Annotated in this window: 9 protein-coding genes; 6 read left to right on the top strand and 3 right to left on the bottom strand. The window is 43.0% G+C overall.

What is annotated here, in order from left to right; genetic code table 11:
- Nucleotides 1-40: 40 nt before the first annotated feature.
- Entirely contained in the window at nt 41-1,843 is a 1,803-nt protein-coding gene (locus H7U17_RS07100; protein WP_186755966.1) for an NACHT domain-containing protein, read from the top strand.
- Nucleotides 1,844-2,069: 226 nt separating this feature from the next.
- Here H7U17_RS07100 and H7U17_RS07105 read toward each other — a convergent pair whose 3' ends face one another.
- The 3 genes from H7U17_RS07105 to H7U17_RS07115 form a co-directional block, all read right to left on the bottom strand.
- Nucleotides 2,070-4,868: a glycosyl hydrolase gene (locus tag H7U17_RS07105; protein WP_186755967.1), complete on the bottom strand. Its 2,799-nt coding sequence runs from the start codon at nt 4,866-4,868 to the stop codon at nt 2,070-2,072.
- Nucleotides 4,869-5,067: 199 nt separating this feature from the next.
- Nucleotides 5,068-5,382, bottom strand: coding sequence for an L-rhamnose mutarotase (rhaM, locus tag H7U17_RS07110; RefSeq protein ID WP_186755968.1), 315 nt, complete (start codon nt 5,380-5,382; stop codon nt 5,068-5,070).
- A gap of 260 nt (nt 5,383-5,642) precedes the next feature.
- Nucleotides 5,643-8,486, bottom strand: a complete 2,844-nt coding sequence (locus H7U17_RS07115; protein WP_186755969.1) for a glycoside hydrolase family 2 TIM barrel-domain containing protein — start codon at nt 8,484-8,486, stop codon at nt 5,643-5,645.
- Between the two features lie 806 nt (nt 8,487-9,292).
- Here H7U17_RS07115 and H7U17_RS07120 point away from each other — a divergent pair.
- From H7U17_RS07120 to H7U17_RS07140, 5 genes are all read left to right on the top strand, one after another.
- Nucleotides 9,293-12,466: a SusC/RagA family TonB-linked outer membrane protein gene (locus tag H7U17_RS07120; protein WP_186755970.1), complete on the top strand. Its 3,174-nt coding sequence runs from the start codon at nt 9,293-9,295 to the stop codon at nt 12,464-12,466.
- Between the two features lie 18 nt (nt 12,467-12,484).
- A complete protein-coding gene (locus H7U17_RS07125) occupies nt 12,485-13,999 on the top strand; it encodes a RagB/SusD family nutrient uptake outer membrane protein (RefSeq protein ID WP_186755971.1) in 1,515 nt (504 codons plus the stop codon).
- 175 nt (nt 14,000-14,174) lie between these two features.
- Nucleotides 14,175-17,825 carry a DUF4450 domain-containing protein gene (locus H7U17_RS07130; protein ID WP_186755972.1) on the top strand — a complete coding sequence of 1,217 codons (3,651 nt, stop codon included), beginning with the start codon at nt 14,175-14,177 and terminating at the stop codon, nt 17,823-17,825.
- 519 nt (nt 17,826-18,344) lie between these two features.
- Entirely contained in the window at nt 18,345-20,540 is a 2,196-nt protein-coding gene (locus H7U17_RS07135) for a fasciclin domain-containing protein (RefSeq protein WP_186755973.1), read from the top strand.
- An 18-nt stretch (nt 20,541-20,558) separates the two neighbouring features.
- The gene (locus H7U17_RS07140) at nt 20,559-23,804 is read left to right on the top strand and encodes a SusC/RagA family TonB-linked outer membrane protein (protein ID WP_186755974.1); all 3,246 of its coding nucleotides are present in this window, start codon (nt 20,559-20,561) and stop codon (nt 23,802-23,804) included.
- The last annotated feature ends 3 nt before the right edge of the window (nt 23,805-23,807 follow it).

The raw sequence follows: 23,807 nt of genomic DNA on the forward strand, positions 1-23,807 counted from the left end.
TGCGCATACACTCAACGTTGTGTTTAATTATGAAAATTAAATGGAAAATATAGATTCAAATAAGTTAATAGCAGAAATAATAACAGCAAATGCTGAAAGTCTCTTCGATTCATCTAAAAACTTCATTTCAGACAAAAGCAATCAAATAAAAGCAAGATTAAAAAGAACTTTTTCTGAATATTTAGAGGGTATTGAAAGAAAATATTCAAGTACGAAAACTATTATTTATCGTGACACTCCGCAATCAATAAAACATTTTTACGAACCCATTGACTTATTTAATGACAGATTAAGACTTGAATCACCAAAAATTCAAGACTTATTAGATTTAAAAAAACCTATAATTATTACTGGTACGGGAGGTTCTGGAAAATCTACATTTTTAAAGTATCTTTTACTTAATTCAATCGAATCAACAAAAAAAATTCCAATTTTTATAGAATTGAGAGATGTTGAAAAAAACGAATCTACTCTAATTGATTTTATTCATAAAACCTTACAATTAAGAAAAGTTAATCTAGAGTCAAATTACTTGGATCAAGCTTTTGATAAGGGGAATTTTATTTTTTTGTTAGATGGCTTTGACGAATTATCTCCTCTATTTGCTCAAGAATTAGGAAATGAAATTGATTTGATTTCTCAATCTTATTCAAAATGTGATTTTATAGTAACATCAAGACCAGGGCAAGACTTTATTTCTTGGACAAATTTTATTGAATTAAGGACAGAACCATTAACTCTAGAAAAAGCAATTAGCTTAGTTAAACGTTTAAATTTTGATTTAGAAATCAAAAATAATTTTATTCAGGAATTAGAGAGTAATCTTTATGATTCACATCGGTCATTTTTTGAAAATCCATTATTGTTATCAATAATGCTAATTACATATAGAGATAGTGCTTCAATTCCGTCTGAATTACACAATTTTTATTCACTTGCATTCGAAGCATTATATTATCGTCACGATGCTTCAAAATCCTTTAAAAGACCAACTCTAACAAATTTACCAGTCAATAAAGGTAAAGATATAATGTCAGCGTTTTCACTTATAACTTATTTAAAAACACAGACTTCATTTAATAATCACGAATTAAAAGATTATTTAAATAAAGCAATGAAATTAGCAGATTGCAACTGCGATATAAAAGATTTAATTACTGACCTATTGAGAGCATTTTGTATGCTTCTCCAAGATGGAACCGTTTATGAATATACACACAGGTCATTCCAAGAATATTTTTCAGCGTGCTATTTAGTTGCAGCTAGTGAAAAAAATCAAATTCAACTTATTAAGGAATTTTCCAAAAAAGCAGATACCGATATAACTCTTCAACTCGCTTTCGGAATGAACCCAAAAATGATTGAAGAAAAACTAATAATCCCATTTTTAACAGAGTTTAAAGAAAACATCGGCTTTAAAGGGAAAATAAACAAAACTGTATTCAGAAAATTTGCAAGACTTTATTTTGATGATGTTGATTATCACCAAAAAAAATTAGCTGGTCTTTCGGTCAAAAGAGGAGAAGAAAGAAAAAAAGGAATTGTATCTGAAAAATCTTTAAACCTAGGAATAACAAGATTGATTATCCGTATTTATAATATTAATACAGAGCTAGAACCTAATAATTCAAATGTTATTAATCCTGACATTCTTCCAGTAAATAATAAAGAACGTTTAGTTCCAATTTCTACAGCTTTTAAAGAAATCAAATTAGTAGATTGGTTCTTAGAACATTCACTAGAAAAGAGGGTTTTAGAAGAATTAATGAAACTAGAAAAAAGCTTACAAGAAAAAAATGACAAAAACAGTGAATTATTTGAATCATTATTAGAAAATAACTAAGCATTCATGTGGCCGGATCGGCCGAACCCTCCTATGGCGGGCAGGCATGAATGCAGTGTTGAACGAGTGGTGCTGGGAAAGGGATAATTATGGGGAAAGCTTTTTCCCCTTTTGTATTTTTGCAAATAAGGATTAAGCTAAGATTGAGAGTAGGTCCCGCGTCAGAGACAGCGGGACAACTAATTTCGTTTTTTATGTCTAGCGTCTCACATCTCAAATCTCCCATCTAATCTTCAAAAACCTCAATCACCACTGGCCCCTCAATACCTGAAGGCATGACCTTCCAGTTGGAGGCATCGAAAGGTTTATAGTTGATATTGACAAAGTTGATTTCGTGGTAATTTCTCCATTCCAGGCCTTGCTGGTCCATATAGCGGATGCGGTTGGCCATGAGGTTGGCGACCTGGATCTTGATTTCGTTTTCTCCGTCTTTGAGGAATTCCCCGATCCTTAGCTGGTAAGGAAGGCTCCAGGCATAGCCGGCTTCCTGGCCATTGATCGAGATTTTGGCGCTTTCGTAGACCTTGCCCAGTTTAAGCAGATAGCTTTTTCCGGCTTCTTTTTGAATAGTAAAGGTACTGCTATAAGTAGCCTGTCCGGAGAAGTGGTCGGCTATGTCATCCCCCTGATTGGTCCAAGGCTGAATGGTTGCCATGCTTTGATCTTCTGGTAGCTCCGGTCCACCATTATCGAAATGGACTTGCCAAGGGCCTTCTAGGGTGATTTGTTGGTTGGTGGTATCCAGGTATCTCCAAGCAGGGATATCATTATGCGCTGCTTGGCTGGTCTGTAGGATCAGGCTTTGTCCAGATGCTAAATGAACCTTGACCATGGTCTTTTCTCCCTCGATGCTGCTTTGGGCCAAGCCTGTTGCGCCGCTCAGCGGATCCATGATGCTTACCGTTTGGGCGCTTAGGTTCAGCGGGATTTCTTTTTGGATGGTCTTGTCAGTGTGGTTGACCAAGAAATAGTATTTGTCCTTACCCACTGCCCTACGGATAAACTGCAGGCCTGTATCGGCCAGTTCTTCCCGTTGTATGCTTTCGGTTTCTAAGGCCGCCTTAATATCCTGATTCAGGATCACCTTGCCTTTGCCATGGGTGGCGATGCCCTGTTCATTGAAGTTGAGTTGTTCCCAAGCCTTGTTCAGGGCAGCTTTTCTTTCTTCCACGTTATCAAAGCCCGGCACCTGCCTAGGCTGTTCCTGGAAGATGACCGTAGCCCCTTCCTCGGCCAATGCTAAAATGCTTTCCAAGGTCTTGACTGGTAGGTATTCCATGGCAGGGATCAGCAGGGCTTTGGCAGGCCTTGCTTCTGCATGGGTTTGGACCTTACCGTCGATGACTTGCGCTCCCGCCAATAGTTTGTCGGAAGCAAAATCCACCGCATAACCTTGTTTCATCAAGGCGGTGGACTGTGCATAAAACTGCGTGGGATGCAGCCAGTGGTCGATATGGTGCACGGAGATCATCTGGAACATATTGCCCTCATCCGCCCATACATCATACACCGGCCAGTACATGATCAGTTCATTGTCCGGTTTGCCAGCCTGGAGTACGGACTGACAGCGGGCGATATATTCATTAAAGCTTTTGAAATGGGGCCAAAGGCTGTTTTGTTGGGTCAAGTTCAGGGAGGCATAAAATAACCAGCCTGGGAATTCCACATCCTTAGGGGAATAGGTCACCCCATGGTAGAACACATGGTTGATGCCCGCCAAGAAGGCTTGGTCCACCTCAGGCTTCATCTGTGAAAAGGAGCTTTTGAAATGCTCGCCCAGCCAGGTGAAGGTTTCGCAGGAGATGAGTTCTTTTCCGGCCAGGTGGCCAGCGGAAGAGGCAAACTTAAGCATAATGGGATCGGGATCCACATTGCGGATATCGGCACTGTCCCTGCGCAATCCCGGGATGGGGAAATAGCTGGAGCCAAAGGTTTCGCATTCGGGAATGTCTACGGTGGCATAGAGGTCGATCAGGTTGCCCGGGGAGCCATGGGCCTGGTTTTTGGTCAGCTTGCCTTTATTATGCGCCCAATCGGTCCATCGCTGGGTAAAGTGTTCCAAGAGCAGTTCGTGTAAGGTTTCCCGATAATCCGATTTGATTCGGCGGGAGTTTTCGCTGTCTGTTTTGCCAAGCAGTTCGGGTAAGTGAGGCTTGAGGTCATAGCCTCTACGTTGTTGGAATTCCTCCAAGAAGTCTTGGGTGAAATTGGCCCCATAAACCTCAAAACTGTCATTATAAAAGCTTCGGATGCCCGGTGTTTGTTGGCTAAAGGCACTATCAAATTCCCCCAAGTAATCTTCAATGGCCTCTTCAGCGTAATGGTCTAGTACATAACCTTGACCTCCGGGAGCGGCGCGTTTTACTTTTTGCCCGGTTTTGCCATTATAGATGGCCATGATTTTCCAGTTTCCTGCCGCCTCCCAATTTATTTCCCCATTTTCTGCTACCTGAGTGGTGATATCTTCGACCTGTCCATTTTCACCATAGGCCATCACAGCAAGTAGTTTGGGCGAAAGGGCAGGGTGCCTTTCATTGATGATGTTCAAATCGGCCTTAAAAGTCCCATTGCCATCAAAATCAAAATTCTTGATTTCCAATTTGGAAGCGGCAAAATGGGGTTCCACAAAAGGTCCTCCAAATGGCCATCCGGTACCTTGGGTCAGGTCCACCCCCATGCCCAGGCTATCGGCCACATCCACGGTATAGTGGAGCATGTCCAGCCATGGTTTGGACAGGAAGTCCAAATAACGATCCTCATAACCTTTGGCCCCATAGATCGGAGCAATCTCCACTCCGCCAAGTCCAGCATCAGCATACTCGTGCAAGAGATAGCTCAGGTTCTCTTTGTCCACCGCATTGCCCATCCACCACCATCGGGTCCAAGGTTTGGAGGTCTGGCTGATTTCTGGCCAGCTGCCTGCCTGGATTTGGGCGTCTGTTTGGGTATTGCTGTTTTGCTGGCAGGAAAAAGTAGATATTGCTGTGGCTAAGCTTAAGGAATAAAGGCCTGTTTTGAGTTTCATTTTGGGTTGTTTATGGTCGAATTTGGTTTTATATGTTTGGTTCGCCGTTCGTCGAGACTGCCACGGCCTCATTCTTCGGCCTCGCAGTGACGATTAGTAGAACGTCATTGCGAGGAGGAGGGACGACGACGAAGCAATCTCATATCCAGAATGTGGGATTGCTTCTCCCGGCTGACCGGGATCGCAATGACGTGTGTATCTATAGCGTAAACACCTCCTTCAAGGGCACACTTACCGGGGAATTGTCCGGTTGGGTCTCCATGATATCGGCCATATAGGCCCACCATTTTTGCACGATCTCGGTACTGCCCAAATCCTGGGAAGAGCTGTCGCCCGCAATGGTCTGCACGGCAAATAGGGTAGAGCTTGCTTTGTCCAAGTAAATGGAATAATCTACGACTCCGCTGTCCTTGAGCAGTTCCACCAATTCCGGCCAGATTTCCCGGTGCCTTTTTTCATATTCTTCCTCATGGCCTGGAAGTAGTTTCATGCGGAAAGCAATTTGTTTGTTCATGGTTTTCAGGTTAGTAATAGTCCACGGATTGCACGAATTGTCACGAATTACTCTTTAAGTTGTCCCGTCGGCTGTGCCGCGGGACAGATAAAGTTGAGCCTTAGGCTCAATAGTAACTAACAGAGCTGAAAGCTCTGGTTTATTTGGTCCCGCCGCGCAGCTGGCGGGACAACCAGCACCAAAGTAAACTTCGTGTAAATCCGTGTAAACTTGTCCGCCGTGGCGGATTCGTGGACTTTCTTTATGGACTTCATTTCAAATCAATCTTGTAAGATGCCAAAATAAAAATACAAGGTTCTTTTTACAGGGCCAAGTACTTTATTGTCATCTCCCTGTGGACCATAAACCCCTGCCCGGGAGGTGATTCCCAGTGCCAGTTTACTGCCCAAAGCTGGAATGCCGTCCAAAAAGGAAATATCTCCTGTAGGCAATTTGGGATAGGAAGTAGGCCCGGAAATGCCGTAGAAGTCAAACAACCTGACGAAGAGTTTGTCGTCTGGAGAGACTACATAAAACTTGCCTTGGGCGGTATTGATCTCCATCCAGGCAATATCGCTGAAATAACCCTTGAACTCCGGATATTCCCATGGCGTAGCACCCGTATGGGTATTATTATACAGGTTTTGGTGCAAACCGAACTGTCCTTGAGGCCTGTTTTTCCAAACCCGGTAAGGTCCTTTGCCCAGCCATTTGGCGCTGATAACATTGGCCTCTGGATAGTCAAAGCTTATGCCCATATAGGGATATTCCCCTTCTGGCAGTTCGTATTCATAGGTGAGTGCTACCCAACCATTGGGCTGGATGGTCCACTGGGCGTATTTCAGGGCACCATCATAATTGACTTTGAAGATTTGCTTGCCGTCCTTTTCTTCATGGCTTATGGCACTTACCTCTCCATCGCCTTGGGTAAAGCTAGGGCCATTAGTAAAGGAAAGCTCAGGCCCTGAAGGTTTCTGGATACGGGCAAGTTTGCCGGTTTCCTTGTCAAAGCTAAGGGTAAAGCCTCCGCCACTGATGGTTACCAGTTCATCCTTTTCTTCATAGTGGCCATTTTCTCCTCCATCTTCATTTTTGATCTGTGCCATCAATCCTTGAAGAGGAGCAATAGGCCAGGACCAGGTGTAAATTTCTTGCCCGTGCTGATCGGTAGCCGTAAGCCTTAATCCTTCTTGTTCCTGCCAGTTGGCGGGCAATGGGATTTGGATGGAACCAGTCTTCAGAGGAGCCAAATCAGGGCCTTGAAATTGGCCTGAGATAACAGTCTCATACCCTGTTTGGGGACTGGACATGGATTTATAATCCACCAGCTTCCACTCGAAAGTAATCTCATTGAGGTTGGTGAAGTGGTAGCGGTTTTCCAAAGCAATGGTGCCGTCAAAGGCTTCCGGCAATTGGTCCAATTGGATTTTTACCGGGGAATAAATTTCTTTGATGGCATAGACACTGCCTTCTTTTTGCCTGAAAGGCCCTACCAGTCCATCAGGGGCATTGAGGCGGTTAACATCGATTTTATTGTGAATATCTGTTCGGATAATTCCTTCGTCGGCCAATACCCAAAGGAAACCACCACCAGACATTTTGGAAGCCCACATCAGCTCCCAATAATCATGAAGCCCGGCAGCAGCACCGCCATCATCCTGGCCGTGCAGGAATTCGGTAGGCATATAGATCAGGCTGTCGCTTTTAAACTTGTTGCTTAGGCTTTTATAGTTCTCATAATGGTCCGTATCTATTCCATTGAAGGCATTGCCCGGGCGGTGGTGGGCATGGAGTACAGGTCTTTTGGAAGGATCATAAAGTAAGAAATCATCGTCCAGTTCCTTATTGGTCCCTCCCTCATTGCCATTGCTCCAAAAGAGTATGGAAGGATGGTTGACATCTCTCATGACGAGTTCCTTGACCAGCTTTTCACCGGATTCGGTATCATAGGCATTTTGCCATCCACCCAGTTCATCCATGACATAAAGTCCCAAGGAATCACAAAGGTCCAAGAAAGAAGGATCTGGGGGATAATGGGCCGTACGAACGGCATTCATGTTCATTTCCTTGATCAGCAATACGTCCTGTAGGTCGATTTCCGGAGTAAGGGACCTGCCAGTTTCCGGCCAAAAAGCATGTCTGTTGACCCCTTTCAATTTTACTTTGGTGCCATTGACATAGATGCCGTCCCCTTGCCTGATTTCTATGGTGCGGAAGCCAAAGCGCTCTTTGGTGCTGAAAATGGTTGCCTTACCATCCATTAGGCTAAGGTGCAGCTCATAAAGATTGGGGCTTTCTGAGGTCCAGGTGGCAATATCATTTAGTTGGTCTTCGATCAAGGTGATGCCACTTTGGTCAACCTTGGCATCCATGGTTTTGATTTCCTGTCCATTCAGGTCAGTAATGATGGCCTTGATCTTGCTGTTTTTAGCAGCGGATTGGGTGTGGACTTCAGCCTTGAAGGTACCATCCGCTTCGGCAACAATGGCCGTATGGGCAATATGCTGTTTGGGGAAGGCCTGCAAATACACGGGTCTGAAGATACCGCCAAAGATCCAATAGTCTGCATAGCGTTCTGCCCTGTTGACGGAATGGTTCGCGGACATTTTGCTGACAGTTACTTCCAGTAAATTGTCCTCACCAGGTTTTATTTTGTCGGTAATGTCGTATTTAAAGCGATAAAAGGCACCTTGATGAATTTCCCCGGCAAGTTGGCCGTTAACCTTTACTTCTGTGTCAGTCATGGAACCTTCAAATACCAGTTCGATGGTTTTGCCTTTCCAGTCAGCAGGGACCTGGAAGGTATGTTTGTATAGGCCTTTTTCATCCGCAAAGCGGAAGGATTTGCCATAGGTATGATAATCCCTGCCGTAATTATAAGTGCCGAATCCCTGTTGTTCCCAATGGGAAGGGACTTCGATGGTGGTCCACTCGCCACTGTTTCTGCCTCCGGTGCAGTAAAAATCCCAGGTGACAGTATGTTTACTGTCTTTGCCACTGAGGTATTGCACTTCCTTTTTTTGGGCAATAAGCAATTGGGGTAATAATAAAAGCCCTGTTAGCAGGTATAAGATTGTTTTTAGGTGATTTGTTTTTTTTGCCTCCTTTGATAATCGTAGCTCCATGGGGTTAGGTCATTTAAAAGAATTTAATCGACTAAGAAAGGAATATATGGGCTAAAAACTGTTATGGTCTAGGGGGGAAGGGAGCTGTTTGGTTAACTGTTGAATTGGTTAACTGTCTGACTGATTGTTTTCGGGAGCATCAAAATGTGTGTATCTGTTGCTCATAATTCTTAAAATAGCTTTTTTCTAAGCTCAGCCCAAAAAAGTGGCTATGCTTATATTTCAAGGAATATGTGATGCATTTAAGCAAGGAACTAAGTAGTCCCACTGATCATAAAAGGCAGAAGTGAGGCCGACTTCTCTGACTGGAACTCAATCTATCTATTGATGATATACTCAGGTTACTAACTTTTACAATCACACAGTTCAACAATTCTACAATTTAACTCGCAAGCCCATTATTGCTGGCAGGATACCTCATAACAGTCGGTACTGAGATATGATAATTTTAAGGGGTTGTTTTATGTATATATATTCTTGAAATAGGTTGTTTTTTCAGTTTTTATAGAGGTTTTGATGGTGTTTTTGTGTTTTTAAATATTGTTTTATTGAGGTTTTGATGTTTTTAGGTGAAAAATTCAAACGTTTGAAAAGCCCGTTTTCCATGATAGTACAGTACAAATTTTTAATACAGTACTGTTAGTTTGCTGTTGTTCTGAAAAACTAACTGGAGCTAGCACAAATCTTTTGATCCAGAAAAACAAGATTTCCATGCTTTGAAACCCAGTAGTAGAGGATGGTTGGGAATATTATTCCTAAGTAGAAATGATTTAATTCATTGGACAAACTAAACCTAAAATTAAACCATGAAAAAGCAATTTACCCTAAAAAATCATTGGCTAAAGGGAAGTCTCTTCCTGCTGGCCATGGCTGGCGGTACAGCAACTAATGCAAGTAGTTTGCTTTATGATGCAGCCAATTTAAAAACAAGTGATGCTCCTGCACTTTCTCAGGAGCAATACGCTAAAGAAGTAAGTGGAACGGTGCTGTCAAGTGAAGATAATATGCCCCTCCCGGGTGTAAGTATTTTGATCAAGGGCAGCAGTACGGGAACGGTAACGGATATTGATGGGAAATTTACCATAGAGGTGCCCAGTGAGGAATCCGTATTGGTTTTTAGCTCGATAGGTTTTGCAAGTCAGGAGGTGACTGTTGGGGCACAAAGCACGATCAATATTACCATGCAGGTGGATTTGCAGCAGTTGGGAGAAGTGGTTGTGGTAGGATATGGTACCCAGAAGAAGGCTAATATTACTGGAGCCATCGCCCAAATCGAACCTGATAATTTGGATGAAAGACCTATACAGCGAGTGGATCAGGCATTGATCGGCCAAATGGCAGGGGTAAGGGTAAAGCAAACCTCCGGGGTGCCGGGCAGAGGCTTTGATATACAAGTGAGAGGGGTAGGTTCCATCACTGCCAATAACCAACCGCTATATGTGATTGATGGATTTCCCTTGGAGAGTGCTGGCGGCAATCCCATGGATAACCTGAATCCGAATGATATTGAGACTATTCAGGTATTGAAAGATGCATCTGCTGCGGCCATCTATGGTTCCAGAGCATCCAATGGTGTGGTTATCATCAATACTAAAAGTGGAAAATCGGGCAAGGCCCAAATCAGCTTAAATGCCTATACAGGATGGAATGAGACGGTGAAGAAGCTGGATGTGCTAAGCCCTACGGAGTGGATTGATCGTGCCACAGAAATGATCAACACCCAATGGGAAAACTCTGGTGAAGGCAGGTCAGCTTCCCAGTCATTGGCAGAAAGAGAAGCCATCTTGGGTGGCTTTGATCGAAATTATATGTATGATGAAAGGTGGATGCAAGAGGGATACCCGGGCTTAATGTTGGTGGACTGGCAAGACCATTTATTCAGAAAGGGTCTGGTACAGAATTATCAACTGAATGCTTCCGGAGGGAATGAATTTGTCAAGTATTTTATTTCTGGGGATTATATGGATCAGGAGGGAATAGCAGTTGGTGTGGATTATAAGCGCTATTCTGCCCGTGCCAATGTGGAGGTTCAGGCAAGTGAAAAACTGAAATTTGGCTTGAATCTCAATCCGTCTTATTCCTCTTTGGATGATCCAGGGGTAGAAGGTAAAGATGCGATTACCCATACTACGGTAGGAATGGCCCCGGTGGTAGAAGCTGATGCAGGTTTGTATACAGGTGTGGGCGATATTCCGCTTTATACTTGGGCCAGTTCTAGGATCAGCCCTATCGCTTATGCGGAGGAAAGGCTTAATCAAACGACCATATTTAGAAATCTGGCGACTATTTATGGACAATATGACTTTATAGAGGGATTGGCATTCAAAACAACACTGAATGTGGATAATGTGGACCAACAGAATAAAAACTATACCCCAGCGCCCGTAACCAGAAATAAACAGACTACTGGAGGCTTTAATGGGTATAGAAAACTCACCTTTGTCAATGAAAACACCCTTTCCTTTAATAGGACTTTTGAAGAAGTACATAATGTGAGTGCAGTGGCAGGGATGTCTTATAATTTCAATAAGCGCAATACCTTTACTATGGGAGGTAATTTTGATGTGGAAGGCATTACGACCCTGAATGCTGCTGTAATCAATGCAGGAAGTACCAATACAACCGAAACACAAAGTACCTTGCTTTCCTATTTTGGTCGTGTGCAATATGATTATAAAGGTAAATATTTGATTTCAGCATCGGCTAGGAGGGATGGTTCTTCACGCTTTGGACAAGATACCAAATGGGGTTTCTTCCCTTCCGTGTCCTTGGGTTGGAGGCTTTCTGATGAAGACTTTATGAAGGATATTTCTTTCTTGAGTGATTTAAAGCTACGTGGAAGCTGGGGACTGTCCGGGAATAACGGGATAGGTGATTATTCTCATATTGCTACCTTGAATTTCGCCAATTATTCCTATGGCGGAGCATTGGTAAATGGTTTGGTTCCCGGTAATTTCGCTAATAACGAATTAGGATGGGAAGAGTCTGAAATGCTCAATATTGGATTGGACCTAGGGGTATTGGAAAATAGGATCTATGCTTCCTTTGATTATTATACCAAGAAAAACACCAACCTTCTATTGAATATTCCTGTGCCATCCGCAACAGGCTTTAGCTCTGCCTTGACCAATATCGGTGAGGTGATGAACAAGGGATGGGAATTTGAGCTGAGCACTAGGAATCTAACTGGTGAATTCACTTGGTCTACCAATTTTAATATTAGCCATAATTCCAATGAGGTCAGGCAGCTAGGACCAGAAAATACCCCGATTTTAGGTGGTAGCTTTGATATCAACCACAATATTACCATGGTGGGAGAACCAATGTACAGCTTATACCTGGTACAGAATATCGGCATCCTTACCCAAGAGGAAATTGATAATGGAGCAGCACTATATGGCAACCAACAGGAAGGAGATCCCCAGTATTTTGATGCCAATGGTGATGGGGTGATCGATCCAGATGATAGGATTCTTTCAGGGCATCCCAATCCGGATTATGTTTGGGGTATTACCAATACTTTTTCATATAAAGGATTTGACTTAAATATATTGGTGCAAGGCCAATGGGGCGGATTGATCTACTCCACCTTTGGGAGGGCAATGGACCGTCCGGGAATGGGATTTGTTGAAAATACCCTTGGTAGACACAGGAACCGGTGGAGATCTCCAGAGAACCCAGGTGATGGACAGACAGGCAAGGCCGTATCCAGTTTTGGTAGAATAAAAAATACGGACTGGCTTTATCCGTCTGATTATTGGAGAATCAGAAATATTACTTTGGGTTATGACCTTGGCAGATTGGTCAAAAACAAGAATTTCCTAACTGGTGCCCGTATCTACACCACTGCTGAAAATTTCTTTGGAGGAGATAAGTATACGGGAGGCTTCAATCCTGAGGCAGTTAATAATAACGGAGATGATTACGGTGCCTTTCCGCTTTCCCGATCAGTTGTATTTGGTGTAAACCTTAAGTTTTAACTCCTAAAGACAAGTATCATGAAAAAGATAAAAATTCTATATATCGCTTTGATCAGCTTGGCCTCTGGAACAATGATGTCCTGTGAAAGTAAGCTGGATCAATCCCCTAAGTCTTCTTTGGGATCAAACGCATTCTATCAGAATGAGTCAGACTTTATCAAAGCACTTTCAGGCGTGTACAATGGGTTGAATTCCTATCCAATCAACCATTTTGAACTGAGTGAGGTACGCTCGGATAATATTTACAGCCCGGGAACTGCAGGTGTGAGGGATTATAACCTGATCAATAATTTTAATACCAATTTGGCAACAGCCGGTATTATGAACAACACCTGGAATGGTCTGTATAATAATATCATGCGTGCTAATACCATTTTGGAAAAGCTGACTGCTGATGTGGTGGCAGATGATAATATGCGGGCCAGGATTGAGGGTGAAACAAAGTTCTTGAGGGCCTTATTTTATTTTGATTTAGTACGGTTTTATGGAAAAGTTCCACTGTTTGATCGACCAGTTACTCCTTTGGAAGCATTGGAAATACCAAGGAGTCCAGTTGCTGAAGTTTATAATCTGATTATTACTGATTTGGAATTTGCCATTTCAAACTTGCCAGATGAATTCACTAGTGCCACAGATTTGGGCAGGGCTACATCCCATGCTGCCAGAGGGCTTTTGGCCAGGGTATATATGACCCGGTCTGGAACACAACTTCATCCTGAAGGACCGGTAATGGGTACAAACGAATGGAGTGAGGCCATTGCCTTACTGGATCAGATTATCGATAGCGGTCAGTTTGATTTGGTGGACAACTATGCTGATATCTTTGCCTATGACAATGAGAATAATGAGGAGATCGTATTTGATATCCAGTTTTTGAGTGGAGGCCAAGGAGTAGGAGGTGAATACGTGCAATATCACTATCCCGAGGCATTTGCCAGAACCAATGGAATTCCATTTGCAGGAGGGACTTTTCCTGATGCACCGAAAACGGTATCAGCCAACTTAATGGACTCCTATGAGGGCAATGATGTTCGTGATGATTTTTCAGTTTGGATCAACTATGATGATGGGAATGGAAATATAACCCAGGACAGATTTATCAAAAAGTACCTGGATCTGGATAACCTGGGTGTAGATCGTTTTGATTTTGAGCTGAATTTTCCAGTAATACGCTATGCTGATATTTTGTTGATGAAGGCAGAAGCCCTGAGCAAAAGTGGAGGTTCGCAGTTGGAGATAGATGCCTTGGTGAATAGTATTCGTCAAAGAGCTGGCCTTTTATTGCCTTTGGTCAATGTCTCTTATGAGCAGATCATGGAGGAGCGAAGAAGAGAGTTTATTGGAGAAGGACTGAGATGGCATGATCTGGTAAGATCTGGAATGGCCATCGATGTGATGGACGCCTGGATTGCTGAGGAAGATGCAGCCAATAAAATCTCTACTGATATCACATCCGATGATATGATTTATGCCGTGCCAATCAACCAATTGGATGTCAAGGAAGGCTTGTATGACCAAAATCCAGGGTATTAAACTATTGGCATGAAATGACTTTAGGCTTAATTAAACCATCTGCTATAGGCGGGTGGTTTTTTGGCTTTTTATTGTTGGTTTTAAAATGAAATGGTGTCAGTAATATTATTTTATGTTGAGCCGAGAAATACTCGGATACCTACCTTTTTTAAAATAAGAAACTAATTCAAGAATTATGATTCAGCGATTTTCCAGAAATATTATTTTTCAATTTTATGGTCTTCTTTTGACCTTGTTTATAATATTGCAAAGTCCCCTGGTCATTGCACAGGAATATTGGCACGGGGAATATAGGGAGCTTAGATATCAACCCGATGGAGAGGACTTTGTCATTAAGAACGGAGACCGCAGGTTCAACCGGGCACTTTATGGTTATCACTCTGACTTCAGAACAGAAGCTGGAGATTTGCCTTTATTCTCTTTTTACTTACCGGGCATGGGTGGACACTTTCGCTTTGGGATACAGCAGGGAGAAAAATCAAAATGGTTAAGTGAGGCGACTTATATCGAATCGCGCTACCGGGCAGGATCCATGATCTATACCATTGCAGACCCCATGCTTTCAAGTGGAAAAATAGAAATTGTGGTCATGCCGCTCAGAGAGAGGGAAGGGGCTGTTTTTAAGGTAGTCCCCAAAGGTGAAGTGGAAGAAGTGAACTTGGTATGGCTGTATGGTGGAGTGACAGGTAAGAAATTTAGAAGAATGGGAGATTTGGGAGCTGATCCACCTTCTGTATTTGATTTGAAGGTGGAAAACTGTATTGGAAATCGTATACAGTTCAATGAAGGTAATCAGATCGAGCTTTTTTACGGTGATGACAAAAGCGGTGAGGAAAGAGCGAAGATGATGGGTGTTTTCCCAGAAAAGGCTAGTCTGAAAAGGGTTAATCCTGAAGCGATGAACGATATTAATAGGCTTTGGTCGTCCCAGCCAGATCAAGCAGCGGCCATTATGGGAAAAACGAGCTTGTCTTCCGAGCAGCATTATTTTGCCATTTATCGGCCAGGTTTTGGTGAAATGGTTTATACAGACCTTCCCATAGCATTTGAAAGGGCAAATAAAGAAAGAGCTGCTTTAGCCAATAGGGTAATGGTGAATACTCCCGATCCCTTTATCAATACCATTGGTGGAGCCTTGGGGATCGCTGCAGATGCCATTTATGATGCTCCGGCCTATGTGCATGGTGCAGTTGCTTGGAGGATGCCCCTGCCTGGTTGGCGAGGAGCTTATGTGGCAGATTGGATGGGCTGGCATGATAGAGCAAGAACCCATTTTGATGGTTACCTGGCCTCGCAATATTTGGAACCAGAGGGGAGCAGAAATGATCCTGATTCCGCTAAGCATATGGCCCGGCAACTTGAAAAAACAGGCAAATCTATTTTCAATAAAGGATATATCAGCAGGAGACCAGGAGAGCCATCTCGCCCGCATCATTATGATATGAATCAGGTGTTCTTTGATCAGCTGATCCGCCATTTTGATTGGACAGGAGATATTCAATATCTGAGGGAAGTTTGGCCAGCTATCCAGCGACACCTTGCTTGGGAACAACGCAATTTTGATCCAGATGATGACGGCCTTTATAATGCCTATGCCAGTATTTGGGCCAGTGATGCCTTGCAATATAATAGTGGTGGCGTTGCCCATTCTTCAGCATATAATTATTATGCTCATAAAAAAGCAGCAGAATTGGCGGATATTTTGGGAGAGGATGGAAGCCGGTATCAAGCGGAGGCCCAAAAGATCTTGAGGGCCATGAATGAAGAGTTATGGTTAAAGGATGGTGGCTGGTATGCTGAATACAAGGATTTCTTGGGGTCGAAGAAATTGCACCCCCAAGCAGGTGTTTGGTCCGTGTACCATACCATAGATAGTGAAGTTCCGGATGCTTTTCAGGCTTTTCAAATGACCCGCTATGTAGATACAGAAATCCCTCATATTCCCTTGGTGGCAGCAGGTCTTCCAGAAGAAAAATTCCATACCATTTCCACGACCAATTGGATGCCCTATACTTGGTCTGTAAACAATGTGGCATTGGCGGAAGCCTTACATACCAGTTTGGCCTATTGGCAAGCAGGCAATACTGCAGGGGCTTTCAAGCTCTGGAAAAGTGCCATTTTGGAAAGCATGTACTTGGGAGGCAGCCCAGGGAACTTTCAGCAGTTATCTTTCTTGGATGCCATGAGAAGCGAGCTTTACAGGGATTTTGCCGATGGAGTCGGTATGGGGGCGCGTTCATTGATAGAGGGGTTGTTTGGTGTTCAGCCTGACCTGATGCATGACCGTTTGACTATCCAACCTGGATTTCCGGTAAGCTGGGATTATGCCACCTTGAAAACACCTGATTTGGCAGTTGATTTTAGAAGTGAGGGAAAAGAGGATCAGTATGAGGTGATTAACCAGTTTGGAAAAGTATTGGAGCTGAATTTAATTATTGATGCTCGCTATGAAGCAATCAAGGAAGTTATAATAAACGGCCATAAGACTTCTTGGGAATCCTTGGAAAACCAGGTGGGAAAACCCAAGGTAGCTATAAAAGTTCAGTTGGAAGAAAAGGCTATAATTTCAATTGTTTGGAAAGGGGAGAAAATAGATGTGATTTCTCATGAGAAAAAACCTGTTCCTGGGGATGTGATTACACTTGGTAGTGATGAGTTGGAAGTGTTACAGGTGCATGATCCAGAGCATATCTTGGCCAAGGCTGAAGTAGAGGATAAAAGACTAGCAGCGAGTATTGGAAACGTCCTTGGTCATGGTACTTTTTTTGCAAAACTAAAGCAAGGTCAGATGAGCTGGTGGGAGCCAATAAGCTCTGAGGTGAAGCCTGAAATAGAATTAATACTGGCTGAAGAGCAGGATGATTCATCCTTAAAATTCAGGGTCAAGAACCATGCTGACCAAAAGCTGCACCTAAGCATCAATGTCAATGGAAATATATGGAAAGAGCAGCTTGCTTGTGGAGCTAAGGAGCGTAAAGATTTGACCATTGCTTCGAATGAATTCCTCAAAACAGGAACCAATATAATTGAGGTGTTTGCAGGTGGACAGCTGCTTTCCAGTAAAAAAATGGCCAACTGGAACCTGCCGGTAAAAGCCCAGGAGATGGAGCCCATTGATATTTCAGGTGCTTTTAATGATAAAGTGACCAGTATCTTTAGAAATGAATATTTAAGTCCGCGTTCGCCCTATCCTACCTTGCAAATACCTATACAGGGAATGGGGGATTGGGCTTCATATGGGGCATATATGGATATTGATGATGTTGGTTTGAGGACATTGGCTGGTGATGAAAATAAAATCACCTTACCACAGGGCATTCCCTTCTTCTCCCCGGGAGATCCTGCAAAGGATAATATTGTCTTTACTTCAATTTGGGATAATTACCCTGATAGTGCAAAGATTTCATTATCCGGCAGGGCCAGTCATGCCTATTTGTTGATGGCAGGTTCTACCAATCATATGCAAAGCAGGATAGAAAATGGAAAGGTCATTATCCACTATAAGGATGGCACTGCTGCTGAACTGTCCCTAAGGAATCCTGAGACATGGTGGCCTATTGAGCAGGACTATTATATCGATGGATATGCATTTGAAACAGGTGCTCCACGACCTGTCAGGGTACATTTAAAAACAGGTAAAATCAGTAATCGAGTCCATGATGATTATACTGCCATTGATCATTTTACTACTTATGCGATTGATGGAGGAGCTGCTACCGTTTGGGATCTACCGCTAGACCAAAATAAGGAATTGGATTATTTAGAGATCAAAGCCACTACAATTGAGGTGGTTGTAGGATTGATGGGGCTGACTTTAGAGCGATAGAAGCTTGACCATATTGGAAATGAAAAGAGTAACTTCTAATGATCAAGGTCTCAGGATTGAAGAATATTGTCTTGGGTTTCTTTACTATATAGGTTGACGGTATAATTTGTAGCCGATTTGAATTTAAATAGCCTCACGCTTAATGGGTGGGGCTATTTTTTTTGTTTATACCAGCCTGATTATAAGAATTTCATTTAGGTATTACTACCATTAATTAGTGTGAAACTAATTAATCGTGCAAATATAATATCATGTTTAGCAAATAAAATATTAAAATAATATAAGAAATTGTCTAAATAATGCAAACGTACCCGTGCTGTATGGTCAGTACAGAACAGTACAGATCAGTTGTAATTTCTGATGATAATATATTTCGAATATAATTTTTACCCTAAGCTAATAGTAGAAGAGTAATTTCTCTAATCGGTAGTTTTTAATAATAAAGTTTCGGTTTGATGCCTGAACATAAGTTGCCGGAGAAAATTAACAACCCAATTTAATAACCTAAACCAAGTTAAGATGATCAAAAGGATTATTTACTTTTTATCAGCTTGCTTTCTACTATTTGGATGTAGGGAAGTAGGCTGGGAAGAACATTATGAAAGTCCCGAATGGCTTAAAGGAAATGCCTGGGAATTGCTAGAAAGCAGGGGGAATTTCACCATCTTTCTAGAAGCCGTTGAAAAAGCGGGATTTAAGAGTCTGGTGGAAGGAAAAGGAATCATCACGGTGCTTGCTCCGCCAGATGAAGCATTTGAAAAGTACTTTTCTGAGGAGGGTATTGGCGGTGTCGATGAACTTTCGGTAGCTGAGACCAAAAAGTTGATGGGCTACCATTTGGTGTATTATTCTTTTTCCCGTAATCGGTTTGCCAATTATCGTCCAGAGGGACAGGCTGTAGAAAAGCCAGCCATGGCAGGAATGTATTATAAGCACCGCACCAAAAGCCGGGATACCGTTTCGGTGGAGATGGACAAGGTAGCAGGAAAGGAACGCACGATTTTTCACAAAGAGCGTTTTGTGCCAGTCTTTTCCTATAATTTATTTACTTCTAAAAACATCGATGCTGCATCCAATTACGAGTACTTTTATCCCGAAAGTAGATGGACAGGTTCAGGGGGATTTAATGTTTCAAATGCCACGGTAGATGAATATGCCCTACCCACTGATAATGGCTATGTCTATATTGTGGACCGTGTGGTAAAACCATTGGAGACGGTTTATAAAGAACTGGAACAAGAGGCAAACTACAGTGACTTTATAAAAATTTACGATCGGTTTACCAGTTTTTGGTATGATGATGAAACTTCCAAGGCCTATGCAGAGGCTGGTGATTCCTTATATGTAAAGATACATACTGGTCTACCGGAAATTGCTTCCGAATGGTCTTATAATGGCGGTGTTGGCTTAGCGGATTATGCAAATTTAGCAGCACTTTCAGGTAATGCCTACAATGTGTTTGCCCCAAACAACACTGCACTGCAGACTTTCTTTAGTGAATACTGGGCCGGCCATTATGCTTCACTTGACGAGGTGCCATTTTTGCCGATCAGGTTATTACTGAGTAACCACGTATACCAGGGAAGTATTGTTTTTCCTTCTGAAATCGAACGTGGTGATATCCAAAGTATCTATGGGAATATCATTCAGTTTGACCCTGAGCAGGACGTGGAAGAGAAAGGGATAGGAGTAAATGGTGTTTATTATGGCTTGAATGAAGTGATCGTTCCTGAGCTTTTCCGTGGAGTGATCGGTCCTATGCTTCAGCAACCCGAATACAGCATGTTTTTACAAATGCTCTACAGTTCAGGCAGCCTGCAAGCTTTTCTCGGCGATGCCCTAAAGTTTACAGTCTTTATTCCTAGCAATGAGACCATCCTCAATACCATTTATGGCGGCAGTGAAATTTTCTGGAACGAAGGTAATCCATTACAGTTTGGTGATGAAGCAGTAGAGGTGGAAAATGCTGAAGGTATCAGGGTACCTATGAGTACCGGTGCGATGCGGGCTTTTGTCCAAAACCATATTGTAACGGATGAAATCACGGAGATTTCCGGAACAAAGGTTTACCGTACTAGAAATCCATTTAGCTATTTGTATATCACTGATGAGGGAGTAGCCTCCTCCAATAATTATAACCTTGGAGAGTTTGCTCCTGCATCGGCAGTGAGTGGTGAATGGAACAATGGTATGGCCTACGAAGTGGAACGCTCATTAATTCGTGAAGAAGGAAGTTTCAAATACATTATCGCATCAGCCAGTTCAGGAACCAGCACCATTCAGGAATTTTCAGAGTTTTCCAAACTCCTCTCCCAAGCGGGTTTGGTAGACCCCAATAACGAATTTGAATTTTTGTTTGGAGACAATTATATGCTCTTTGCACCGACCAACGAGGCCATTTTAGAAGCCAAGGAACAAGGCCTGATTCCAGAAGATGAAGGGGATTTGGAGGATTTTCTTCGGTATTATTTCGTGCCAGCCAGTACCAATAGTTATAGCGATTATGCTTTTCCAGGTATGGGTGTTCAAGGTGAGCTGGTTACTGCCCAGGAAAATGGTGATGTATTCAGTCAACTTGCACTTTTGGACAATGGTACAGACCTACAGGTAAGGTCTGCTACAGGAGAGACGGCCAATGTGGTCAGTGTTTTTCCAAAAATCTATGTGGATGGTGCTGTTTATCAGATTGATAAAGTGCTCAATTCAGGACATTAAACCCTCAATACCAGTTTTATGAAAACAACTTATATCATTAGCTGTCTGCTAATGCTGCTCTCGGTATTGCCTTTACAGGCACAAGAGCAACAGACGGTCTTGACAGGAAAAATAACCGATACAGGTGGAGAACCCCTTATTGGCGCGAGTATCTTCATCGAAAATGAACAGCAACGGAGCTTAAATGGAACCATCTCTGATGAAAATGGCAATTACAGATTGGCAATTCCTCAGGGAAATAATCTAAAGGTGGTCTTCTCCTATATTGGATTTAAAACAAAAAAGGTGACCATTAGCAACCAAACGACCATCAATACCATGCTGGATGAAGACGCCTTTGAATACGGCTCAGCAGAAGTAGTTGCGGAGCGCGTGCAGACCAATTCACTGGGTATCAGCCAGCGTGAGCAAGTGTCTTCTAGTCAGCGGTTTGATGTGGAGCAATTGGAGGAGGTGCCCATGACGTCCATCGAATCAGGGCTTCAGGGAAGAATGGCCAATGTGGACATCATCTCCGGTGCTGACCCTGGATCAAGGAGCACCATTCGTATCCGCGGAACATCCTCTCTCAATGCCAATTCCGATCCTTTGATCGTCGTGGATGGGATTCCTTATCCGACTAATTTTGGAGATGATTTTAACTTTGCTACAGCCAATGACCAGGATTTTGGGGCCTTGGTCAATATCTCTCCCAATGATATAGAGTCCATCGAGGTACTGAAAGATGCAGCCGCTACGGCCATTTGGGGTTCCCAAGGTGCTAATGGTGTGCTGATATTCAAAACCAAGAAAGGGAAAAAAGGCAAGACGAAGTTCTCCTTTTCTACCAAATCGGAAATGAAGAAAGAGCCCAATACCATTCCTATGCTGGATGGATCCCAATATGTCAGCCTCGTGCAGGACGGGATTTGGAATTCGATCAATGATGTGGGCTATCAGTCTGGGTCAGCCTATACGGACTTATTATTTCAAACACCTGAAATCAATTTTGATCCTGAATGGGTATACTTTGACGAATATAACCAAAACACCAATTGGGTCAATGAGGTCACTCAACTGGGCTATTTTCTGGACAATAACTTCTCACTTAGCGGAGGGGGAGACAAGGCGATCTACCGGGTCTCCGTAGGCTATCTCCGAGATGTAGGAACGACGATTGGCACCTCACTGGATCGGTTTAATTCCATGGCCAGTGTTACCTATAATTTCTCCAATAAGCTCAGTGTAAGTGCGGATATGTCGTATTCGCAGAGTATTAAGGAGGCTAATTGGACAGGAAATGGTATTTCTTCAGCCCGGTCCATGGCCATGCGGAAGATGCCTAATATGAGTCCTTATGTGTTGGATGCCAATGGTAACAGGACTTCGGAATATTTCTCTCCATTGGAGAATTTCCAAGGGAGCTTTGCCAATAATAAATATTACAATCCCGTGGCATTGGTGCATGAATCAAGCAATCAGACCAAGGCTGATAATGCGCGGGTAATCTTTCGCTTGCGGTATCAGTTCAACCCTGATCTGCAATACCAAGGGACAGTAGGCTTTGATACTAGAACGAATAAAAACACCAGTTTCTTGCCGCAGTCGGTTACGGGTGTACTCTGGACGGATCCTTATTTTAACAGGAGCTCGGATATGCTTTCAGACCAACTGTATATCAATACCGAAAATAAACTGATTTATAATAAGGCCATCAATGATAAAAACCATATTATCCTGAGTGGTTTGGTACAGTCCAATGAAGGCCGAAACTTTGGCTATGTAAGCCAGACGAGCGGAAATGCATCAGTATCCCTGAGTGATCCTACAGATGGCGCTGCCGTTTCCAAAATGGAGTCAGATAATTCTATGACTAGGAGAGTGGCGACGATCGCCAATGCCCACTATACCTTTAATGGTAAATACATTATTTCTGGCGGTTATCGCTGGGAGGCCAATTCCAGCTTGGGTGCCAGTAACCGTTGGGCTGGATTTCCCTCTATCGGTTTGGCATGGCACTTTGGTGACGAGCCATTTATGAAAGATTTTGCAGGCATTGAGTTGGGCAAATTAAGGGCCAGTTGGGGTAAAAGCGGAAACCCTCCGGGAGGCGCCTTTCCTTACATCGGTACATTCAGCCCGATCACGCCTGGTTATATGGACATGGTAGCCATTTCCCCTTCCAGTATCCAGCTAGAAAACCTTCGTTGGGAAACGATTGCCCAGTCCAATATCGGTATTGACTTTTCCCTAATGGAGGGAAGGCTGTATGTGACTGCAGAAGTGTATGATCGAAGGACTACCGACCTGTTGCAGAGAAATTACAGCTTACCTTCTTCCACAGGATTCTCGGAGGTGAGGTACTACAATTCCGGAGAAGTATATAATAGGGGTTGGGAGCTGATTTTTAACTATGATGCGATCAAGCGAGCGGACTTGGGGGTATCATTTAACTTCAATATTGCTAGAAACCGCAATAAGGTGGAGGAGCTTCCCGAAAATATGCTGTTCGAAAACTATGAGTTTAAAAACGGATCATATGCCCACAAAATCGTGGAGGGGAATCCAATTGGATCTTTTTATGGCTATCGCTATGAAGGTGTCTATCAGAATGGTGAAGAAACCTATGCAAGAGACAATGAAGGCAACTTGATTTACGACATTGATGGCGAATTGGTCTATATGCAAAATGGAAACCGTCGTGTATATCCTGGCGATGCGAAATATGAGGATGTCAACGGAGATGGCGTCATTGATCAATTTGACATTGTTTATCTGGGAAATGCCATGCCCTTATTCACAGCTGGCACCGGTTTTAACATCCGATGGAAGAACTTTATGCTGACCACCTTTTTCCATGGAAGGTTTGGGCAGAAGATTGTCAATCAGACTCGGATCAATACCGAAAACATGTATGGTACATCAAACCAAAGTACTGCCGTGCTTCAACGGTGGAGACACCAAGGAGATGATACGGGTATTCCCAGGGCACTTTATAACGAAGGGTATAATTACTTAGGGTCAGATCGTTTTGTTGAAGATGGTTCATTTGTACGCTTAAAGACAGTTTCGCTGCGGTATTCATTGCCAAAATCTTGGTTATCATCCAATAAGATAGATCGGTTTGATGTGTTTTTTACCGCTCAAGACCTGCATACTTGGACCAACTATTCCGGTCAAGATCCAGAGGTCAACCTCTCCAGCAATATATACATGCTTAGCGTGGACGGTGCATCCACCCCACGTCCCAAGCGATTTGCACTGGGTGTGAATATGAACTTTTAATCC

Origin of the sequence: Echinicola salinicaeni (genome assembly GCF_014280965.1) — a bacterium.
GTDB classification, from domain to species: domain Bacteria; phylum Bacteroidota; class Bacteroidia; order Cytophagales; family Cyclobacteriaceae; genus Echinicola; species Echinicola salinicaeni.